The sequence below is a fragment of the Pyrobaculum ferrireducens genome, assembly GCF_000234805.1.
GTDB lineage: Archaea > Thermoproteota > Thermoprotei > Thermoproteales > Thermoproteaceae > Pyrobaculum > Pyrobaculum ferrireducens.
Window position 1 is genome coordinate 1,955,324 of the sequence record NC_016645.1, and the last position, 17,478, is coordinate 1,972,801.

Genomic DNA, 17,478 nt, shown 5'->3' on the forward strand with positions numbered 1-17,478 from the left:
GTGACTAGAGGCTTTCCACAGTGTATGCGTCTAGCTTTTCCAGGATTTTGTCGAGTTTGGAGTTTACCTCGCCCAGTAGCTTGGCGACTTCGCCTGTCTGCCCCGACTGGAGGCTCTCCACCGCCTTCTTTAAATCTCTAACCACGTCTATAAGTGCGTCTAGCCGCTGAAACGCCCTCATAACGCCATCAACGTCGTTTCTGAGCTCGTCAAGCTTCTGCATGTTGAGGTACGTGGCCAGTATTATGAGCTCCTGGATGTTGTCTATCCTCTTCTTCTTCTCAAACTTGTTTATTACCTCAACGGCGAGGTTCCTCACAGCCGACTCTATTTTCTTATTAACCTCACTCACAAAAGATTAATTACAGAGGTTAAAAAGTGTTGACCAGTGATGAGGGGATCGATGGTTGGAGGCGTGACGATGGAAGAGACGATCTGAGGAAATACTTATAAGCCGCATCGGGAGGCTGGCCGTGAAGAGGGTTGTGGTGGTTGCAAGAGGCGAGCTGGACCTTCCCGGGGTGCCAATTTTAAAAATACTAAAAGGCGAGGCCTTGAGAAACAACGTGACGGGGGAGGCGCGCCTCGTCGGAGATACGCTCTACGCAGTGTTGGAGGGCGCCGACGAGTCTGTTGACAGGCTGGTGAAGTTCCTGCCGGCGGCGTCGCCCGCCATAAAGATAAGAGAGATTGAGATAAGGGAGGAGAGGTATAGAGGCGAGTACAACGGCTTCAAGATAATCTCCCCCTAGCCCGCCTCAGTAGGAGATCCACCTCTCTCAAGACATCTCCGCTCTCTTCATACCGCTCCACCGGAGGGGGCCCGCCGCCCTCCAGTCCGCTCAGAAGCGCTGACAGCGATGCCGTGAAGACAGCAGGCGTGGAGGGGCACTCTATCGAGATATAAAACCTCTCCCTGCCCCTCAGCTCCTCGCCAAGTCTGTAGAAAAACGCCTCGGATGCGAAGAAGTACCCAGTGGGGTCTTTCCGATGGATGTCAAACCCCAGTTGCAACACAAGAGGCCCCTCCACCTCGCGCAGTACGTAGCTCAGCACCTTGCCGAAGCCCCTATCCCCAGCCCCGGGAGGGAGGGGGAAGGCGACTACGTCGTGTCCCCTCTTAGCTAGGTACTTCCGAGAGGGCCCCTCGGCCCCTCCGTATACCAGGTACAGCGGGAATTTATGTTCTAGGTGAAGCTCCCAAGTGCCCCAGGGGAAGTGGCGGTCCACCGCTACGACGGCCGCGCCCAGCCGCTTGGCGAGGAAGACGGAGGCGTTAAACGGCGCGCCTCTAGATGCGTGTAGCCCGGCCCCCGCGGTCCCACCAGCGTAGAAGATTACCCCATCCCGGCCGAGGGCGGCCTCGGCCACCGCCGCGGCGGCCAAGACCTCGGCCTCCCGCCGCCTGGCGTCCCGGAGGAACACATCGCTGTGGATTTCCCCCACGGCGTCCCAAGATCCTAAACCCTCCACTACCTCCGCTCCCATCTCTCTCATCTTTTGGGGAACCCAGCCTCCGAGGCTGGCGTGTGTCAACAGAAGCCGCTTAGGCACGTGTCTTGTAGAGGCTGAGAGAGTATATAAACACGTAGGTTTAGTAGATCTGCTTATTGGTGCAGAGTTGAACCCGGGCCTACGGGTGACGAAAGACCCGCATGTGGGTCCCCGGAAACAGATATATACACGCCTATTCTCACTTCTCAATGCAGGGGTTTATGAAATAGAGAAAAAGCTGTACGAATTGTTGAGAGAGCGGGCTAAGTACAACACGCCTCCTCTTATAAACGGGGTCCTCGCCGCCGTAATAGCCTCAGAGGTATCCAGAATGCATAAACCCGGCGTGGCCTACCTAGGCCCCGAGAAGTCCTTCACCTGGGAGGCCGCCTCCTACCTATTCCCCCACGGCGACTTGACGCCTTGTAGATCCATTACAGAGGTCTTCGAGAGGGTTGAAAGCGGCGTTGTTGACTACGGGGTGGTGCCCTTTAGTAACAGCCTTGAGGGGCCAGTCGGCGAGACTATAGACTCCCTAGCCACGCGTGAGGTGGGCATAGCGGCGATGGGTGAGATGAGAATCACATTGTGCATCACTAAGAAGGGGAACCCCCGCGTGGTCTACACACACCCCCACGCCGCGGCGCAGGCCAGGAAGGCCACCTCTCTGCTGGGCGCCGACGTCGTGTATACAAACTCCACCTCCGAGGCCGTCAGGGAGTTTGAGAAGTGCATGGGGGACTGCGCAGTCTTGGCGTCGCCTAAGGCGCTGGAGGGTTTTGAAAAGATCTGCGGCGTGGAGGACGGGGAGAGCTACACGAGATTCGCCGTGGTGTCTAGAGCGGGGGGAGCGGCGGGGGAGCGGGCGGTGCTTATATTCGCCGTGCCCAACGTCGCCGGCGCGTTGTACAAGGCCCTCGCCCCCATTGCCAATAGGGGGATAAACATGACGCTCATATACTCGCGGCCGACCCGCCTATCGCCGTGGGACTACTACTTCGTCGTGGAGCTGGAGGCAGATGAGAGACTGGGGGAGGCTGTTGAGGAGATGCGCCGCTTCACCACCATGCTGAAGGTAGCGGGGCGGTACAACGTGGTGAAGATAGCGCCGTAGCTACTCCACCAGCTGCCTCGCCTGTTCTATGACCGACTGGGCGAGCTTCTCGCCGAAGCCAGGTAGAGACGCTATTTCCCTCACGGAGGCCCTCGCCACATCTCTAAGCGTCTTGTAGCCGAAGTTGTAGAGCACCCTCGCCCTAACTCTCCCGACCCCCCTCAACGCCGTGACTAGCTCAAGCAACTCCTCCTTGACGCCGTAGACGACGCGCGCCGTGACTCTCTCAAGGCCGCGTCTATGCTCCTCAAGCCCCACCACGCCGGCTAGCTTCGCCGCGGCGCCCCCAAGCCACTCAAAGAGGTCTACATACACCCTGAGGTCCCCCGGAGCCACCTCGAATCTCTCGTAGATCTCGTCCTCGTCAACCTCCTCGATCCACGCCTTCAGCATCGCGACGGTCCTCACCACGTCTTCAAACTCCTCGTCCTCCTCAACATCCAGCGCCGAGAGGACCTCCTCAGCCACCTCCCGGCTGACTCTCCCCCGCCTCACCCTGGGGAAGTCTGGCGCCGTCAGAACTATATACAGATATGCCGAGATCGCCCCCCGCCTCACCGCCTTAAGCAGGTTTATGTACCTCGCCGCGGTCTCGGGGTCGAGGTAGAGCCTAGCCACCTGTCTCCCCAGCTCCGTGGCGTATACCAAATCGCCGTCTCGCTCCAAGAAGCCCCATTCCACCAGCTCATCCACGGCGTCGGCCACCTTAGATCTGAGAAGCGCCGACTTTAGAGAAGTCTTCACCTGGTGGTACCCCAGGGTGTTGGAAAAGAAATCCACCAAATCGTCGATAGTTCTGGCGTAGCCCCCGCCCACGGCCCCCAGGGCGTGGGCCCTCAAGTTAGGCCCGGAGAGTATGTGAGACTTGACATCCTCCACCCTCCCTCTCACGTACCTCTCCATGAGGTAATCCACCTCGCCCCTGCTCCTAGCCACAATAACAGCCTCGCCGTACGGATCCAGGCCGGGCCTGCCGGCGCGGCCCGCCATCTGCCTGTACTCAAGCACCGGTATCTCCTCCCTCCCCACCGCGGGGTCAAACCTCTCGTAGTCCGCCACGACGACGCGCCTCGCCGGGAGGTTCACCCCGGCGGCTAGGGTGGTGGTGGAGACAATTACCTTAATGACGCCTCTCCTAAACCCCTCCTCGACCAGCCTCCTGACCTCCAGCTCCAGCCCCGCGTTGTGGAAGGCCACTCCCCTCGCCACCAGCTCGGCGAGTTCCCTCCCAATGATCTTGCTGGTGGAGGCGCCGAGGACGGCCCCCGCCAGCGCCTGCGCCTCCCCCACGTCGATAAGCTTAGTCGGGTGGGCCGCCACGGCCCGCGCCACGGCCTTCGCGATGCGCACCGTGGACGACCTGCTACTTGTAAAGATCAGGGCCTGCCCGCCGCTAGCCACGGCGTCTATCGCGAGGGCAACCTCTGCTTCTCCGCCGGCCCCGCCTACAGCCCTCTGGCCGCCGTCGGGAAAGTAGATCTTCCCCCCGTGGTAGACCCCCTCCCGGAGCGGGACGGGGCGCCAGCTAGACGCCACGAGCCTAGCCCCCAGCCACCTAGCCACGTCACCCGCGTTGCCGACCGTGGCGCTGAGCCCGATAAACTGCGTCTTGAGGCCGAGGTGCCTCACCTCGGCTATTATCGACTCGAGGACTGGCCCCCTCTTGGGGTCGCCCAGGTAGTGGATCTCGTCCACCACGACAACGCCGACTGAGCTCAGCCAGCTTGGCCTGTGGCGGAGGAGGCTGTCCAGCTTTTCGTATGTCACAACCACGACGTCGTATTCGTAGAGCCTCTTGTCGTCTGACTCAAAGTCGCCGGTGGATATGCCGATCTTCGCCAGCCCTCTGTAGTGGGAGAAGTGGACAAGCTTCTCCTGGGCCAGCGCCTTGAGAGGCACGGCGTAGAGCGCCATCCTCCCCTCAAGCGCCGCCTTAACCGACGCCACCTCTGCAAGCAACGACTTGCCAGACGCAGTCGCTGTGCAGAGCAACACATTCACCCCGTCGAATATCCCCGCCCTAACCGCCTCGACCTGCGGGGGAAACAGCTCCCTAACCCCCCTCTCCCTCAACACAGCGATAAGCCGCGCGTCAAGAGACAACTCGGAGACATCCACACCCCCCGCCCCCCACAGAAATAAAAACAATCACCCCCCGCACAGCTCGTAGATAGTCAACACGTCGGCCAGCCCCCTCCCAAACTGCCAAAGCTCCATGTCGTAAGTCACAAGCGGGACGCCCCTAGCCACCGCCGCCGCGATGAGCGATCCATCAACAAGACCCACGCCGCCGGGGGGAATTGACGCCTTGTCCACGGCAACCTTTTCCAAATCTCCCGAGGCGTTGAGTTGCGCCACGGCGACTTGAGCCGGGGCAACGGCGTAGGGCCACCTACGCTCTATAATCCCCCCAAAGGCCTCAGCAAGCGCAAAGGCTGTCGTGTAAATCCTCACGCCTGATAAAGCCATAAGCGCGCAGTTCCAGACATCTTCGCCTACCCCCGCCTCCCGCCCCAGAAGGGCCGCCAGTTGCGGGGCGCCTATCTGAAGCAGTATCCTCGCCGCGAGGAGCCCGGTATCGACTACTGCTCCTCTCTGTAGTCGAGGATGCGGCATTTCTCATCCACCTTTAAAACCGCTTTGATCTCCCTCGGCGGCACCCCCAGCACTGCGGATACGTAGACGTAGTACACCTCGACCACCCACACATCGCCCTCCCTCTCCGCCTTAATCACCCGAAAGTTAGGAGGCAGGTAGCCAACCATCTGCTGGAGAAAAGTCTTAATTCTAAGAGTCACGGCCGCGACATCTACGCACCCTGTCTCGACAATCTGCATAGCCACAACTCTCCACGTGTATTTAAGCTGATATTAAGCACCTCAAGAGCGTGGCGTTAACAAGTTTCAGATATGTAAGCGCCCCTCTTCTGTAGCGAGGGCGATTGGGCGCAACCGGGCTTAAGTTTTATTTAATGGAGTTGTTAATAATGTGGAAACAATAGGCAAATATGATGTAGGTGATGTCGTGGCGTATGTTACATATAGGCTAGGGAATGTAGGTAGCTTAAAGAAGTTAATGAAGCTCCTCTTCCTCATTCAGTACGAAACCCGCCGCTTGTTTACGCCGAGGGCGGTGAAGTTCCTATACCACGGCGCGCCCGTGACGCGGGCCGAGTTTTTCATATGGAGCTTCGGGCCCATGGCTAACGAGGTGTACGACGCCCTGGAGGACGAGTCGCGGTTCCGTATAGAGCCCGCGGAGGAGGGCCCCGCCTACACCGTGAAATACCTAGGCGAACCCCCGAAACTGCCTCCGCCAGTGGCGAAGAGAGTCGACGACGTGTTGAAGAGGTACGGAAGCTACAAGGCGTGGGAGCTGGAGAAAAAGGTAAATCAGTTGCTGGGGCTCAAGCCGGAGAAAAAGGAGGAATACATGGGATGCAGTAGACAAATACCTCCAGCTGGAGGGGTTCAGGATAGAAACACGAGACTTGGCACATGACGATTAAGAATCAGTTAAAATTTTGGAGATCTCCACATTAGATCTAGAAGAAGTAGCCTCACGTGGGAGGAGTACAAGGAGTTAATACACGCGGCGTGCGCCGGGTGGAGCACGGCCTGAGTGGAGTGGCTAAGGAGGCGGTTCGGCAACCCTCGCGGTCACTACGGCCTTCTGGGTAGCGCCCTCGTGGCGTGCTACGCCGCCAGAGAATGTCGCGATGTTGTACCTGAAGCCGAGTTATCCATTCCCTCCATACGGGGCCCGATACTGGTAGACGTCGCAGTGGTGACAGACGTCGTAATAGATCTAGAAGCTACATCATAGAGATGTGAGAAGTCTCGACGGTCAACTAGATCCGGTAATAGAGCAACACGGACAAATCTTGAAGAGAAGCGGCATCTATCTTGGAGTTCTGCACTTATTCACGTCCAAGGTGCCTCGGATCAAGACTCCGCGCTGGGTATAGCCGGCACACATACCGCCTGGCTGGCATGAGTCGTTCAGTGCTGTGGAGAACGCCCTTAAGGGGTTGGCGAACAGCCTGGGCTTTAGATGGGCTTCCGTGGGCTCCTGTGGTAATACAGCCTCACTTTTTTAAGCAGATCGGCGTGTATATGTGTGACTGTTGAGGTTGAGCTGGATATCTTGCGCGACAAGTTTAGAGAGTTGGTGACGGGTAACGAGAAAATCTCCGACGAGCTTATCAACATGATTATCCAGCGGAAGAGGTCTCTGGAGGTGGATTTCCACGACATCTTAATGTTTGACAAGACACTGGCGGATCTAGTAATCGAGAGGCCTAAGCAAGTCCTGCCAGAGGCGGACAAGGTGGTGCGGGAAATCGTAGAGGAGAAGGACCCCGAGACCGCCAGGCAGCTTAAGCGCTTCTACTTCAGAGTGCGGAACCCCCCGCTGGCGGTCCCCCTGAGGAAGCTCAGGTCGGAGTACATAGGCCGCCTCATAAAAATAGAGGGTATAGTCACCAGGCAGACCCCCCCGAAGCACTTCCTATACAAGGCGCTGTACCGGTGCACCCAGTGCGGCTACGAGATTGAGCTCATGCAGGAGCTGGAGCGCCACGTCGAGCCCCCCGCCAAGTGCCCCAGATGCGGCGCCTCAAAGAGCTTCACCCTAGTCACAGAGCTCTCCCAGTACATAGACTGGCAGAAGGTCATAATACAAGAGAGGCCGGAGGACCTCCCACCCGGCCAGCTACCCCGTAGCATCGAGGCGGTGTTGCTAGACGACTTGGTAGACACTGTCAAGCCCGGCGACATAGTGGCGCTGTCGGGAATCGTCGACCTCACCCTCAGCGAGCTCAAGAAGGGCAGGCCCCCAATCGTCACCTCCTACGTCCAGGGGGTCCACGTAGAGACGATGAACAAGGAGCTCGTGGAGGAGATCACCAAGGAGGACGAGCAGAAAATCCTCGAAATCTCGAGGCGGCCCGACGTGAGGGAGCTGATAGTCAGGTCCATCGCCCCCTCCATATACGGCTACGAAGAAGTGAAGGAGGCAGTTGCGTGCCTACTCTTCGGCGGAAACGAAATCGTGTACCCAGACGGCGTCAGGGTCAGGGGCGACATAAACATCCTCCTAATAGGCGACCCGGGCACCGCCAAGTCCCAGCTGTTGAAGTTTGTGGCTAAGATCGCCCCCCGCGCCGTCTACACCACGGGCAAGGGCTCCTCAGCGGCGGGTCTCACCGCCGCCGTGGTCAGGGACAAGCTGACGGGGGAGTTCTACCTAGAGGCGGGGGCCCTCGTCCTGGCCGACAAGGGTGTCGCCGTCATAGACGAGATAGATAAAATGGATGCCAAGGACCGGGTGGCCCTACACGAGGCGATGGAGCAGAACACCGTATCCATAAGCAAGGCAGGCATAGTGGCCACTCTCAACGCGAGAGCCGCCGTCCTCGCCGCCGCCAACCCAGCCTTCGGGAGGTACCTCCCCAACCGCACGGTGGCGGAGAACTTAGACCTGCCCGTCTCCCTCCTCAGCAGATTCGACCTGATCTTCGTAATACGGGACGAGCCCAGGGAGGAGTTCGACTCAGCCGTCGCCGGCCACATACTAGACCTGCACTCAGGCAAAACCCCCGAGGCCTTCCGCGACGTGCTGAGGCCGGACTTCCTGAGGAAGTACATCATGTACGCCAGGCGGTACGTGAGGCCGCTCCTCAGCGAAGAGGCAAAGGAGAGGATAAAAGCCTTCTACCTAGAGATGAGGAGGCGCTACCAAGGCCCCGGCACAGCCATAGCCATAACCGCCAGGCAGCTGGAAGCCCTCATACGCCTCACCACCGCCGAGGCCAAGATGAGGCTGTCGCCCATAGCCACCGCAGAAGACGCCGAGAGAGCAATAAGGCTCTACCTCGCCTTCCTCAAATCAGTAGGCATAGACATAGAGTCGGGCGCCATAGACATCGACGCAATAATAACCGGCGTCCCCGCCTCCCGCAGAGAAGCCTACATAAAAGTAGTGGAGCTACTAAAGAAGATGGAGGAGGCGGAGAAAGGCCCCGTCAAAATCGACAAGCTCAAGGCAGAGGCCGAGAAGCTGGGAATCCCCCCCGCCGAGGTCCAGCGCATCGTAGACCTGCTAATCCGCAACGGCGAGGCCTACACCCCCAGACCCGGATACATAAAACGCGTCACCTAGACCCACCCGGCGCAACACACGTGGCGCCGTGCACCCCTACACGTTGTGGAAAACCCTAGCACAGAGCAAAAGAGGCGTCCATGAGTAATTCCGCTGGCGCAGAGAGGCTTGACCCTCCACAACGCGTAGAGGCCTACCTGGCGCTACGCGAGAAGTACCTCAGGGAGGCTGAGGAGCTGTACGCAAGGGGCGACTTGGCGCAGGCCGGGGAGAAGTACTGGGGCGCCGTCGCCGCGTTGCTAAACGCCATAGCAGAGAAGCGGGGCTGGGAGCACTACAGCCACAAGGACTACAACGCGGTAGTCGGCAGACTCTACAAAGAAAGCGGAGACAAGGAGCTCCTAACAGCCTTCGGCATGGCAGAGAGACTCCACGCGAACCTTCGCCACAACTTCATGGACAAGGAAATCTTCGAGGCACACCGGGAGGAGGCGCTAAAACTGGTAGATTAGAAGATACGCCTCCTAGCTACGCCCAATTTCTGCTCTGCAACTTAGGCGCAGACGCGCCTCCGTTGCCCCCTCGGGGGCATCTACCGCAAGCCCATGAATGTAGAAAACATACCGTTAACTGCGGCGGAATTTATCTACACCACCTCATTCTGCTACTTCTAAATCTAAAACCGGCCTCGATACCTCTTTCAACCCCCTCGGCGCGTCGGTAGTTCAAAATTTCGATTAATACACCAAAGAAATGCCCCCTGCAGTCGTAGTTGACAATACAGGGAGGAAAGGGACAACGTCACTTCGTGCCCTCTATATCCGCATTATCGGCACATCGTCACGACGAGACTCGACGTCGAGAGATCGCCGCACGTCCGGTTAAACTGCAGCGGCACACAGAAGGACGCGAAAAACCGTAAGACGGGGTGTACTCCAGTCCCCGGAGGCTCTGTAAGCACCAGAGATCTCTCGCCGCGCCCCAGCCGCCACGGCTCACGAGCCGCACAAAGCCACGGCAGTGTCAGAACCTGAGGTAAAACCGGCGTAAAAGCTATTTATAAAGGCGGTACTAATTATGTGGGCCTCACCCCCGAGGAGAAGCGTAGGTTTTTGAGGGCTCTTGAGGAGGATGAGGAGTTTAGGCTGGCGGTGGCTGGGGCCGTCGGGCTTGGGGAGGTGTTGAGAGAGCTTAGAGACCTCCGCAGAGACTCCGAGAGGAGGTGGAGGCGCTGGTACAAAACCTGGAAAAAATTCCTAGAGGAAAACGAAAAACGGTGGCAAGAAAACGAGAAAAGGTGGCTAGAGAACGAGAGGCGGTGGCGGGAGTGGTTTGAGACGTGGCGGAAGTTCCAAGAAGAGAACGAAAAGAGGTGGCAAGAAAACGAGAAGAAGTGGAGGGAGTGGTACGAGACTTGGAGAAAATTCCTAGAGGAGAACGAGAGGCGGTGGGCTGAGCACGAGAAGTTAGAGGATCAGAGATTTAAGTGGGTGCAGTCGGCTCTGATGGACATCAGGGAGGCCCTAGGGAGAGGCCTCGAGCACCTCGTGGCGAGGGCTGTCGAGGACCTCCTGAGGGAGAGAGGGGTGGAGTGCCGCATACGGGTAAACGTGACCCTGCCAACAGCCGGCTACAAGGAGGTGGACATCTTCTGCCCAAGCCCCCTCGTCGTCGGCGAAGTCACCACAGCGGTGAAAAACATTAAGGAGGCGGAGGACGCGCTGGAGCAACTGAGGCGCTCGGTAGAAGCCGCGGAGAGGTTCACCGGCGCCACGACACAGCTCAAGATATTAGCCGTGGGATCCGCGCCGAGAGAAGTAGCGGAGTACCTACGGAAAAAAGCAGAAGAGGAGGGCATACACCTCATACTGGGAAGAGAATACTAGAGGCACCCACAGACATATACATACACGGCCGGAGACCTGCACTAGACCGGGTGATAGGCAGAGGCCCCAGCGCTGATCACACGACGGCTCACCCACTACTGCGGATCTACCCCGAGGCTCCTTCAAACACAGCGACGGGGTACCTCGCGGTGTAGTCAACACGCGGCCCGGCGGGCCGCGGAAAATTGAAACACATCTGCGTCGGCCATCTCAATCAGATCCCCATCAGCAGACATAGAAAACGCGCAGAGCCCCCAGAAACGGCCCTCCACAGGATAACCGGCGCCGGGAGCTCTGCAAGCACGGTATGCTAAACACGCAACAGATCCGTCAACGCGCAACGGCGCAGTGCTCAAACATATATGTCGAAAGGAGGCGTCGCATCAGCATATTTAGCCCGCCGCCTCTGCAACTAATACGCGATCGGCACCAGACAACCGGCCGAGCGCCACGCATACGGAGCAAGTTGGGATCACTCGGCCGCGGCTGTATATACTACATCGGTGAGGTGGAGCTGAAAGAAAACAGGCGATTTATATTCGGCCAGCACCCGCGGCCCCGCAACCGCCTCACCCCCGAGCCGCACCGCGACAACGCGGGGCGGAGAAATGCTAAAATTGGCGTGACGATGCAAGAGTGTGAAGGACTCCTACATCTCCCGCATGGACGACAGATTCAGAGAGATAAGGAGAATCCTCACCGAGATACTAGAGGAGGTCAGCGGCTTTAAGTACCGCGCCGCGAGGGAGGTAGAAGAGCTTCTGGAAAAGCGGGGAGTGCACTGCGGCATATGGCTAGACGTACGGTTGCCGGCCGACGGCCTCGTGAAGATAGACCTCTACTGCCCCCAGCCCCTCGTAGTCGGCAAAGTCACAGTCTCCCTAATAGACGCAGAGGAGGTAGAAGAAGCCCTCGCACAGCTACGGAAACTAGCCGAAGCCGCCGAGAAGTCCAGGGGAGCCAAAACATACCTAGCGGTGCTAGCCGTGGAATTCGCGCCGAGGGACGTCGCCCAGTACCTCAGAAAGAGGGCAGAGGAGGAAGGCATACACCTCATACTGGGGAGGGAATACTAGCCAAGCCGCACGTTGGATGTCCAGAATCTCCCTAGGCGGAGATCGCCAAGCCAGCGATTAGCCGTTGTAAAAACGAAACAAGCGCTGGGGATGCACTCCAATCCTTATAGACATTTGTATTTTATATAAATTCGGAGGTCCTCACGCCGAGGATTTGTAATAAACAACAAACACGCCGAGACACGGTATCCACAGCAGAGACAAAGAAAAAGCAAAAGGCTAGGCACGCCACACAACCTGGAGCAACAATCAGCCACTGGGACGGCGCCCTTAACACGGCATCTATATCCACTTTGCAGTTCGGCGGCTACACCACAAAATATATAAGGAGGGGCGTCCATCCGCTTATGCCCACAAAACTAAAGGGTATGACCTCCCTAGAAATAGCGATAATAGTAGCAATAGTGCTGGTAATTGCGATAGCAGTCGGCTGGTACCTATACACCACATTCGCCGCAGCTGGACAACAAGCATCGCTAACAGTAGTGTCGGCAAAAATCACAACAACAGAAGATGGAGCTACTCTTACATTGGAAGTTGTGCCACAAGGTGGCGCGTCTGTACAGATAAAAGCAGTTGAGATAGCTGGAACACAAGTCGACACCAGTAAAATTACCCCAACTCTTATCAGTGGGCCTACTACAGTGATAGTTACATTGGATGACATCAACGTTGCTGTTGGGCAGGTTCTCACTGGTAGAGTAGTGTTGAGCAACGGCGCAGTTGCTCCATTCAGCGCGTCAGTTGTAGCTGGAGGTGGAGAAGGAGCACCGTAAGTTAAGATTTTTTCATTACTTTTCTAAATAATAACTAGCTTTTTTAGACTGTAAATGGGCTTATCCATCAGATTTATTTATCACTACTTAAGGGGGTGCCGTGTTAAATATGAAGGTCTTGGTTGATTGGGTAAGGGCGTTGGCGGTGGTGGTTGTTTTTGTTATAACGTCATTGTCTGTTGGCTTCACTTTTGCGGATGAGGTGGTGTATATGAAAGCTGGCTTGGGACAACTGAGTGGAACGCCCCCGGCTCTTACTTCGAATCCGGAGCATCCGCCTCTTGCAAAATATCTAATAGGTTTGGCGCCTAGGTGGGCGCCGTTTATTGCTGGTGTCGTAACGGTGTTTTTGACTGGTTGGCTAGGGCGCTTGTTGGGGAGGCCGTTTTGGCTGGTTTCTCTAAGCTTGGCTACCGACATAATATTTGCAAGGACTTCCAGCTTCGCCATGCTTGACGTTTTCGTGGCGCTTTTTTCGGTTTCTGCCGTTATTTCATACCTCTTGGGGAGGAGGTGGCTGTCGGGGGTGCTGTGGGGGGCGGCGCTTGCCTCTAAATTTACTGCGGCCTTTCCCCTAGCCGGGTTTGTTTTCTACGTTTTGCTGAGGGATAGGAAGTCGCTGGCGCCGATTACTATAGGCGCGGCGGTGGCCTTTCTGGCCGCCCATGCTGTTGACTTGGCCCATGGCTTGTTTCTATACCACCTCCAGTTCTATTGGTGGCTTGTGTCTTTCCATAGCCATAAGAATCCTCTTACTGGCTGGCTTACCTTCCTTATGGGGGCGCCGTGGTATGTCTACTACACGAAGTTTCTATACAACGGCACAGACACTGTAACGGCGCTGTCGAATCCTGGAGTGTATAAAGTATTGGAGTACGAGATCCAAGTGTCGATTGCGCCGTGGCTTGGCCACGTAGCTTGGCGCGCAGTTCCAGTTGAATTAATTAGGAAACCATCCCTGGGGCTGGATGCTCTGTTGGTTGCGTCGTCTGTGTTAATATCGCAGTCGGGCTGGTTCTACTGGTACTTCGCCGCGGTGGCGCCCTTCTTCCACCTCTACACCCGCCGCATCTATGTAGCTATACAGTTGATATTCATCGCCTTGCTGTACCTAGGCATGCCCCCCATCTTGACTTGGCCGCTGGGACCCTTTAAGACGGGATAGGCTAGATTAAATCCCGAGTAAGAACGGTATGTGTTGTTATATAATATCTGCAGAGCTTTTGAAGACGTGGCTGTTGATGTATGCCTAATTGGGAGGAGGGTGTACGATGCGCGTGGCGTCGTCCGCGTGCTGTCTAGACCTGTGTCTCGGCCTTTTGAGAGCCTTTCTAGAGCTCTTCTCGATGCGGTACAACGCGGCTGTCCCGGCTGAGGCGGTGGCGGAGCTGGCTTTCCACATCCTAGCAGAGGAGTGCGACTCCATGTCGGAGTGCTACGTGGAGGCTGTGGTGTAGCTGGGCGATAGGCTTGGTGTGGCGCCGGCGTGTGTTAGGCGGCTTGTTGTCACTATCAGGTTGAGAAATCTGCTGGTGGATAGGTGCTGGGCGATTGACGACGAGCGGGTTCACAAAGGCGTGAGGAAGGACTTTATCTGTGTTGAGGAGCTTCTTAGCGTGGTGTGTAGACGCTTGGCTGTTATGTAGTTTAGGGTAGACGCGGGGGCCGTCGTGGAGGGGTTGCGAGGGGGCTACTTCGCGGGGTGGGGACGTCTCGCTGGCTTTTCCGTCTGGCTCGGTGCTTAGGCTGAGGTACGCCAGCGACATGGAAGTGGGGAAGAGGTATCTGCGCCGCCTTCTGGGGCTGGGCGTGGAGCTTCTGCTCGGCAATCTGTTGATGTTGTGGCTCTTGGCGAGTTGCCGCCGCGGCTTAGGCTTAAGGGGCTGGGAGGGTGGGTGGTGCCTAAGGTTGTGCCGTATGCCGCGGCCGGGGTGTGGTAGCTGGCTGTGGCGGAGCTGGAGGATGTCGAGCTCTGCGGGCTGGCCGCCGGCGTTTCTTAGAGTGTGGATAGGCAACATCACCGTAATACATATATCCTGGCTTCTTTGGGGGGTCATGAGATATGTATTGCTGGTGTCTCTCCTGGTTGTGCTGGCTTTTGCTTATGTAGTTCCGACGGAGTCTCTTGACGTGTATTACTGGGCTAAGCCAGATGGGGTGTATGTGGTGGGGCTTGACGGCGCGACGCTTTGGAGCGCTAATGCGGTGTTTCCCCTGGTGGCGAGCGACTCGGCTGGTAGGTGCTTCGCGGTGGTAAACAGGCCTTATGTATATGACATAGGAGGGGAGGGGCTTAATCTAAGGATCAGCGTGCCTACCACTGTGGAGCTTTCTGAGGATCTTCTTGCGACGTTTAGGCAGTACGGCATATCGCTTCCGCCGCGGGTGCCCATTGTTTTAAACATCACGATCCCTCTGCCGCCTGTCATCATCGCGGCTACGTATAAGACGGCTGTGGCCTCTCTGCATGCTCCGTATGGCTACCCGCTGTGGGCGGTGACGCTGGGGCCCAGGGCCAACGCCACGGCGGCGGCCACCGACTGTCAGTACGTGGTGGTGGGCACCATCGGCGGTGAGGTGTATGTGCTTGCCAACGGCCGCGTGGTGGATGTCAAGTCTCTGGGGGAGCCGGTGACCTCTGCGGCGTGGGGGAGGGCCCCGGGCGTCTTCTACATCGGCACGGCTGGGGGCAGGATCTTCCGCTACTCGCAGGGCTCGCTGGCGCAGGTCGGCACCTGCAGTGGCCAGGTCTACTCTCTGGCGGCTACGCCGGACGGCTCGGCGGTGGCGGCTTGTTTCAAGAAGGGCGAGAGGCCTGAGGTGGAGCTGTACCCCTACGGGCTGAGGCTCGCGCCCTCGGTGCTGGCGGAGTATGGGATAGACTCGCCTAGGGTCCCCGCGGCGCTTAGCCAGGACGGCAGGGTCTTCGCCGTGGGGGTGCAGGACTACGTCGTAGTTTTCGAGGGGGGTAGGGAGTCGTGGAGGGCGAAGGTGCCGTCTCTGCCCCTCGCGGTGGCGGTTTCGGGCAACGGCTCTGTGGTGGCTGTGGGGACTCTCGGGGGCGACGTTTTGGTGTTTTGGAGGGGGAGGGAGGTGGCGAGGCTTGGGGGGTCCTCGCCGGTGACTTCTCTGGGGCTTTCGGTGGATGGGAGGGCCCTCGTGGTGGAGAGGTGGACGCAGGCCTCGGCGACGCGGCTGGCCTTTGTCAACATCGCACTTAAGGTGCCGGGGCAGTGCCTCCCGGCCGACGTGGATGTGAGAGTGGGGGACTCTACATATCTCTACAGGCTCGCCGGTTCGGGGACTGTCTTCATACCGGTGGGGCGGGTGTCTCTGGCGCCTAGGTATAAGTACATGGGCGACGTGAGGTGTAGGCCTTTGGGCAACGTCACGCTTGACGTGAGGGGGGACGTGGAGGCGCCGGTGGAGCTGGGCTACGTGCTTGAGTACCGGGTGAGCCTCATGCCCCCCAACATCACTAGGGGGCCCGGCTGGGCTTCTGGCCCCGCCTCTTTCTTTGCGGAGAGGGTTGTGCAGATACCTGTGGTGGACTCCCCGGTGCAGCAGGGCAGGCTCGTGCTGGTGGGGTGGGAGGTGGATGGCAAGAGGCTCAATCTGTCTGCTCCCTCGGTTTCGGTAGATGTGTCGAGGCCGACTGAGGTTAAGGCTCTGTATAGGGTGGAGTTGCCGGGCTATGTGCAGGTTAACGCCACGTACAGGCTTAGGCTTGAGTCTGTGTTTGTCTTCGACAGGTTCGGGACTCCCATCGCCTCTGGCCCCGCGCCGGTGGTTTCCGTATACCCGGTTATTGTGAGGGGGGTCTACACGCCTCAGGTGCTCGTCTCCACGGTCTTCCCCGCCGTGGTTAACGGCTCGACGTCTCTATGGGCTGATCTGGGTAGCGTTGTTGTTTTCCAGGGGAGGGACGTTGAGTTTAGAAACGGGACGCGGCTTGCTTTTGTAAAGTGGGTGGAGCTGGACAGCTCTGAAAGGACTGTACAGCTGGTTGCCGACAGGGCTGTAAGGCTGACGCCTCAGTACGAGGTGCAGTACAGGGTTTGGGCGAAGCTGCCTGCCACCGTTGTGGAACCTGTGAACGCTACCTGGGTGGCTAGGGGCTCTGCAGTGAAGATAGCGGTTCCCGACGTCTTGAGCCAGCAGGGCAATACGAGGACCGTGGTGGGTCAGTGGGTGATTAACGGCGTCCCCAACGCGACGCTTAAGGGGAATGTTATCACGCTGAGAGTGACCAAACCGCTTAACGTGACGTATACGGTGAAGCGCCAGTACCTCTTGACGTTTACCACTAGGTACGGTTCTGTGACGCCAGCTATGTGGGTCGACGAGGGCGGCACAGCCGCGGTGGTTCCAACGCCTATGGATGTGTGGGCCCCGCCTCCGTTGCGTTGGGTATTCGCTGGGTGGAGAGACACGGCCACCGGGGTGGTGTACAGCTATCCTCAGATGCCGGTTGCGTACGGGCCTGTTACCTACGAGGCGGTCTGGACGCTTGACCTAGTGCCTATCCTAGCGATCGCCGGTGCGGCGGCCGGCGCTGTGTTTCTGGTCTGGTTCAGGAGGCGTAGGAGGCTGGCTAGGCTCATGGCCGAGGTGCAGGAGTAATGCTCTCGCTCGGCCATGCTGTGTTGCTCGGGTTTGTTCTCGTTATCGTGCTGGCGGTTGCGTGGTACCTGTATACAACTTTCTCAGCCTCTTCCTCCGTCGCGGCGGGACAGAGGGGTCTAAAGATCTTACAGGCATGCGTCGGCGGTGGGCGGTTGCTGTTGAGGGTGGAGGCTGTGGCGGGTCAGCCTGTGTATGTGGATTCCGTAGAGGTATACGGCATGAAATATCCAGTGGGGAAGGAGGTCTCGGGTGTAGACGAGATTGTTGTGTCTGGGATTGAGGCCTCTACCACGCCGCTTTACGTGAGGATCTACACTGCGGGTGGCTTTGTGGTGTCTACCTACGCTGGGCGCTGTCCCTGAGCCTTATGGCGCATGTTTTTGAAGTGTAGAAAAGGGGTTACA

18 protein-coding genes are annotated in these 17,478 nt (G+C 58.0%); 13 read left to right on the forward strand and 5 right to left on the reverse strand.

The window, feature by feature from the left end; all coding sequences use genetic code 11:
* Positions 1-4: 4 nt before the first annotated feature.
* Positions 5-352 carry a hypothetical protein gene (locus tag P186_RS10980; RefSeq protein WP_014289559.1) on the reverse strand — a complete coding sequence of 116 codons (348 nt, stop codon included), beginning with the start codon at positions 350-352 and terminating at the stop codon, positions 5-7.
* A 121-nt stretch (positions 353-473) separates the two neighbouring features.
* On the opposite strand from P186_RS10980, the gene P186_RS10985 reads away from it, so the two are divergent.
* Positions 474-752, forward strand: coding sequence for an acylphosphatase (locus tag P186_RS10985; RefSeq protein WP_014289560.1), 279 nt, complete (start codon positions 474-476; stop codon positions 750-752).
* On the opposite strand, the gene P186_RS10990 is transcribed toward P186_RS10985, so the two are convergent.
* A complete protein-coding gene (locus tag P186_RS10990; RefSeq protein WP_237179402.1) occupies positions 733-1,554 on the reverse strand; it encodes an arginase family protein in 822 nt (273 codons plus the stop codon). The two genes, P186_RS10985 and P186_RS10990, sit on opposite strands and share 20 nt — an antisense overlap.
* Positions 1,555-1,825: 271 nt before the next feature.
* Between P186_RS10990 and P186_RS10995 the strand changes: the two genes are divergently transcribed.
* Complete coding sequence (locus tag P186_RS10995; protein ID WP_148683217.1) at positions 1,826-2,608, forward strand: prephenate dehydratase; 783 nt, start codon at positions 1,826-1,828, stop codon at positions 2,606-2,608.
* On the opposite strand, the gene P186_RS11000 is transcribed toward P186_RS10995, so the two are convergent.
* The 3 genes from P186_RS11000 to P186_RS11010 are packed head-to-tail and all read right to left on the reverse strand — an operon-like array spanning position 2,609 to position 5,445.
* Positions 2,609-4,726 (reverse strand): DEAD/DEAH box helicase, encoded by a 2,118-nt coding sequence (locus P186_RS11000; RefSeq protein ID WP_148683004.1) that lies wholly within the window; start codon positions 4,724-4,726, stop codon positions 2,609-2,611.
* Positions 4,727-4,756: 30 nt separating this feature from the next.
* Entirely contained in the window at positions 4,757-5,224 is a 468-nt protein-coding gene (locus P186_RS11005; RefSeq protein WP_148683005.1) for a hypothetical protein, read from the reverse strand.
* Positions 5,191-5,445 carry a hypothetical protein gene (locus tag P186_RS11010; protein WP_148683006.1) on the reverse strand — a complete coding sequence of 85 codons (255 nt, stop codon included), beginning with the start codon at positions 5,443-5,445 and terminating at the stop codon, positions 5,191-5,193. The genes P186_RS11005 and P186_RS11010 overlap by 34 nt, the downstream gene beginning before the upstream one ends.
* 151 nt (positions 5,446-5,596) lie before the next feature.
* On the opposite strand from P186_RS11010, the gene P186_RS11015 reads away from it, so the two are divergent.
* From P186_RS11015 to P186_RS11060, 11 genes are all read left to right on the forward strand, one after another.
* Complete coding sequence (locus P186_RS11015; protein WP_014289565.1) at positions 5,597-6,109, forward strand: type II toxin-antitoxin system antitoxin SocA domain-containing protein; 513 nt, start codon at positions 5,597-5,599, stop codon at positions 6,107-6,109.
* Between the two features lie 618 nt (positions 6,110-6,727).
* Positions 6,728-8,770 (forward strand): minichromosome maintenance protein MCM, encoded by a 2,043-nt coding sequence (gene mcm, locus P186_RS11020; protein ID WP_014289567.1) that lies wholly within the window; start codon positions 6,728-6,730, stop codon positions 8,768-8,770.
* 80 nt (positions 8,771-8,850) lie between these two features.
* A complete protein-coding gene (locus P186_RS11025) occupies positions 8,851-9,222 on the forward strand; it encodes a PaREP1 family protein (RefSeq protein ID WP_014289568.1) in 372 nt (123 codons plus the stop codon).
* A 567-nt stretch (positions 9,223-9,789) separates the two neighbouring features.
* Positions 9,790-10,596, forward strand: a complete 807-nt coding sequence (locus P186_RS11030; protein ID WP_014289569.1) for a hypothetical protein — start codon at positions 9,790-9,792, stop codon at positions 10,594-10,596.
* Between the two features lie 638 nt (positions 10,597-11,234).
* Positions 11,235-11,672 (forward strand): hypothetical protein, encoded by a 438-nt coding sequence (locus P186_RS11035; protein ID WP_014289571.1) that lies wholly within the window; start codon positions 11,235-11,237, stop codon positions 11,670-11,672.
* 347 nt (positions 11,673-12,019) lie between these two features.
* The gene (locus P186_RS11040) at positions 12,020-12,448 is read left to right on the forward strand and encodes a hypothetical protein (RefSeq protein WP_193383982.1); all 429 of its coding nucleotides are present in this window, start codon (positions 12,020-12,022) and stop codon (positions 12,446-12,448) included.
* Positions 12,449-12,557: 109 nt separating this feature from the next.
* The gene (locus P186_RS14400) at positions 12,558-13,613 is read left to right on the forward strand and encodes a hypothetical protein (protein WP_237179403.1); all 1,056 of its coding nucleotides are present in this window, start codon (positions 12,558-12,560) and stop codon (positions 13,611-13,613) included.
* 112 nt (positions 13,614-13,725) lie between these two features.
* The gene (locus tag P186_RS11050; protein WP_148683007.1) at positions 13,726-13,905 is read left to right on the forward strand and encodes a hypothetical protein; all 180 of its coding nucleotides are present in this window, start codon (positions 13,726-13,728) and stop codon (positions 13,903-13,905) included.
* A gap of 18 nt (positions 13,906-13,923) precedes the next feature.
* Positions 13,924-14,094, forward strand: a complete 171-nt coding sequence (locus tag P186_RS13905) for a hypothetical protein (RefSeq protein WP_014289575.1) — start codon at positions 13,924-13,926, stop codon at positions 14,092-14,094.
* A gap of 91 nt (positions 14,095-14,185) precedes the next feature.
* A complete protein-coding gene (locus tag P186_RS11055; protein ID WP_014289576.1) occupies positions 14,186-17,071 on the forward strand; it encodes a WD40 repeat domain-containing protein in 2,886 nt (961 codons plus the stop codon).
* A complete protein-coding gene (locus P186_RS11060) occupies positions 17,071-17,436 on the forward strand; it encodes a hypothetical protein (protein WP_014289577.1) in 366 nt (121 codons plus the stop codon). The genes P186_RS11055 and P186_RS11060 overlap by 1 nt, the downstream gene beginning before the upstream one ends.
* Positions 17,437-17,478 lie beyond the last annotated feature (42 nt).

Bases quoted from the DNA above. Each gene is read 5' to 3' on its own strand.
- P186_RS10995 (WP_148683217.1), top strand. From the start codon at position 1,826: ATGCATAAACCCGGCGTGGCCTACCTAGGCCCCGAGAAGTCCTTCACC.
- P186_RS11060 (WP_014289577.1), top strand. From the start codon at position 17,071: ATGCTCTCGCTCGGCCATGCTGTGTTGCTCGGGTTTGTTCTCGTTATC.
- P186_RS11025 (WP_014289568.1), top strand. From the start codon at position 8,851: ATGAGTAATTCCGCTGGCGCAGAGAGGCTTGACCCTCCACAACGCGTA.
- P186_RS14400 (WP_237179403.1), top strand. From the start codon at position 12,558: ATGAAGGTCTTGGTTGATTGGGTAAGGGCGTTGGCGGTGGTGGTTGTT.
- P186_RS11005 (WP_148683005.1), bottom strand. From the start codon at position 5,224: ATGCCGCATCCTCGACTACAGAGAGGAGCAGTAGTCGATACCGGGCTC.
- P186_RS11040 (WP_193383982.1), top strand. From the start codon at position 12,020: ATGCCCACAAAACTAAAGGGTATGACCTCCCTAGAAATAGCGATAATA.
- P186_RS11010 (WP_148683006.1), bottom strand. From the start codon at position 5,445: ATGCAGATTGTCGAGACAGGGTGCGTAGATGTCGCGGCCGTGACTCTT.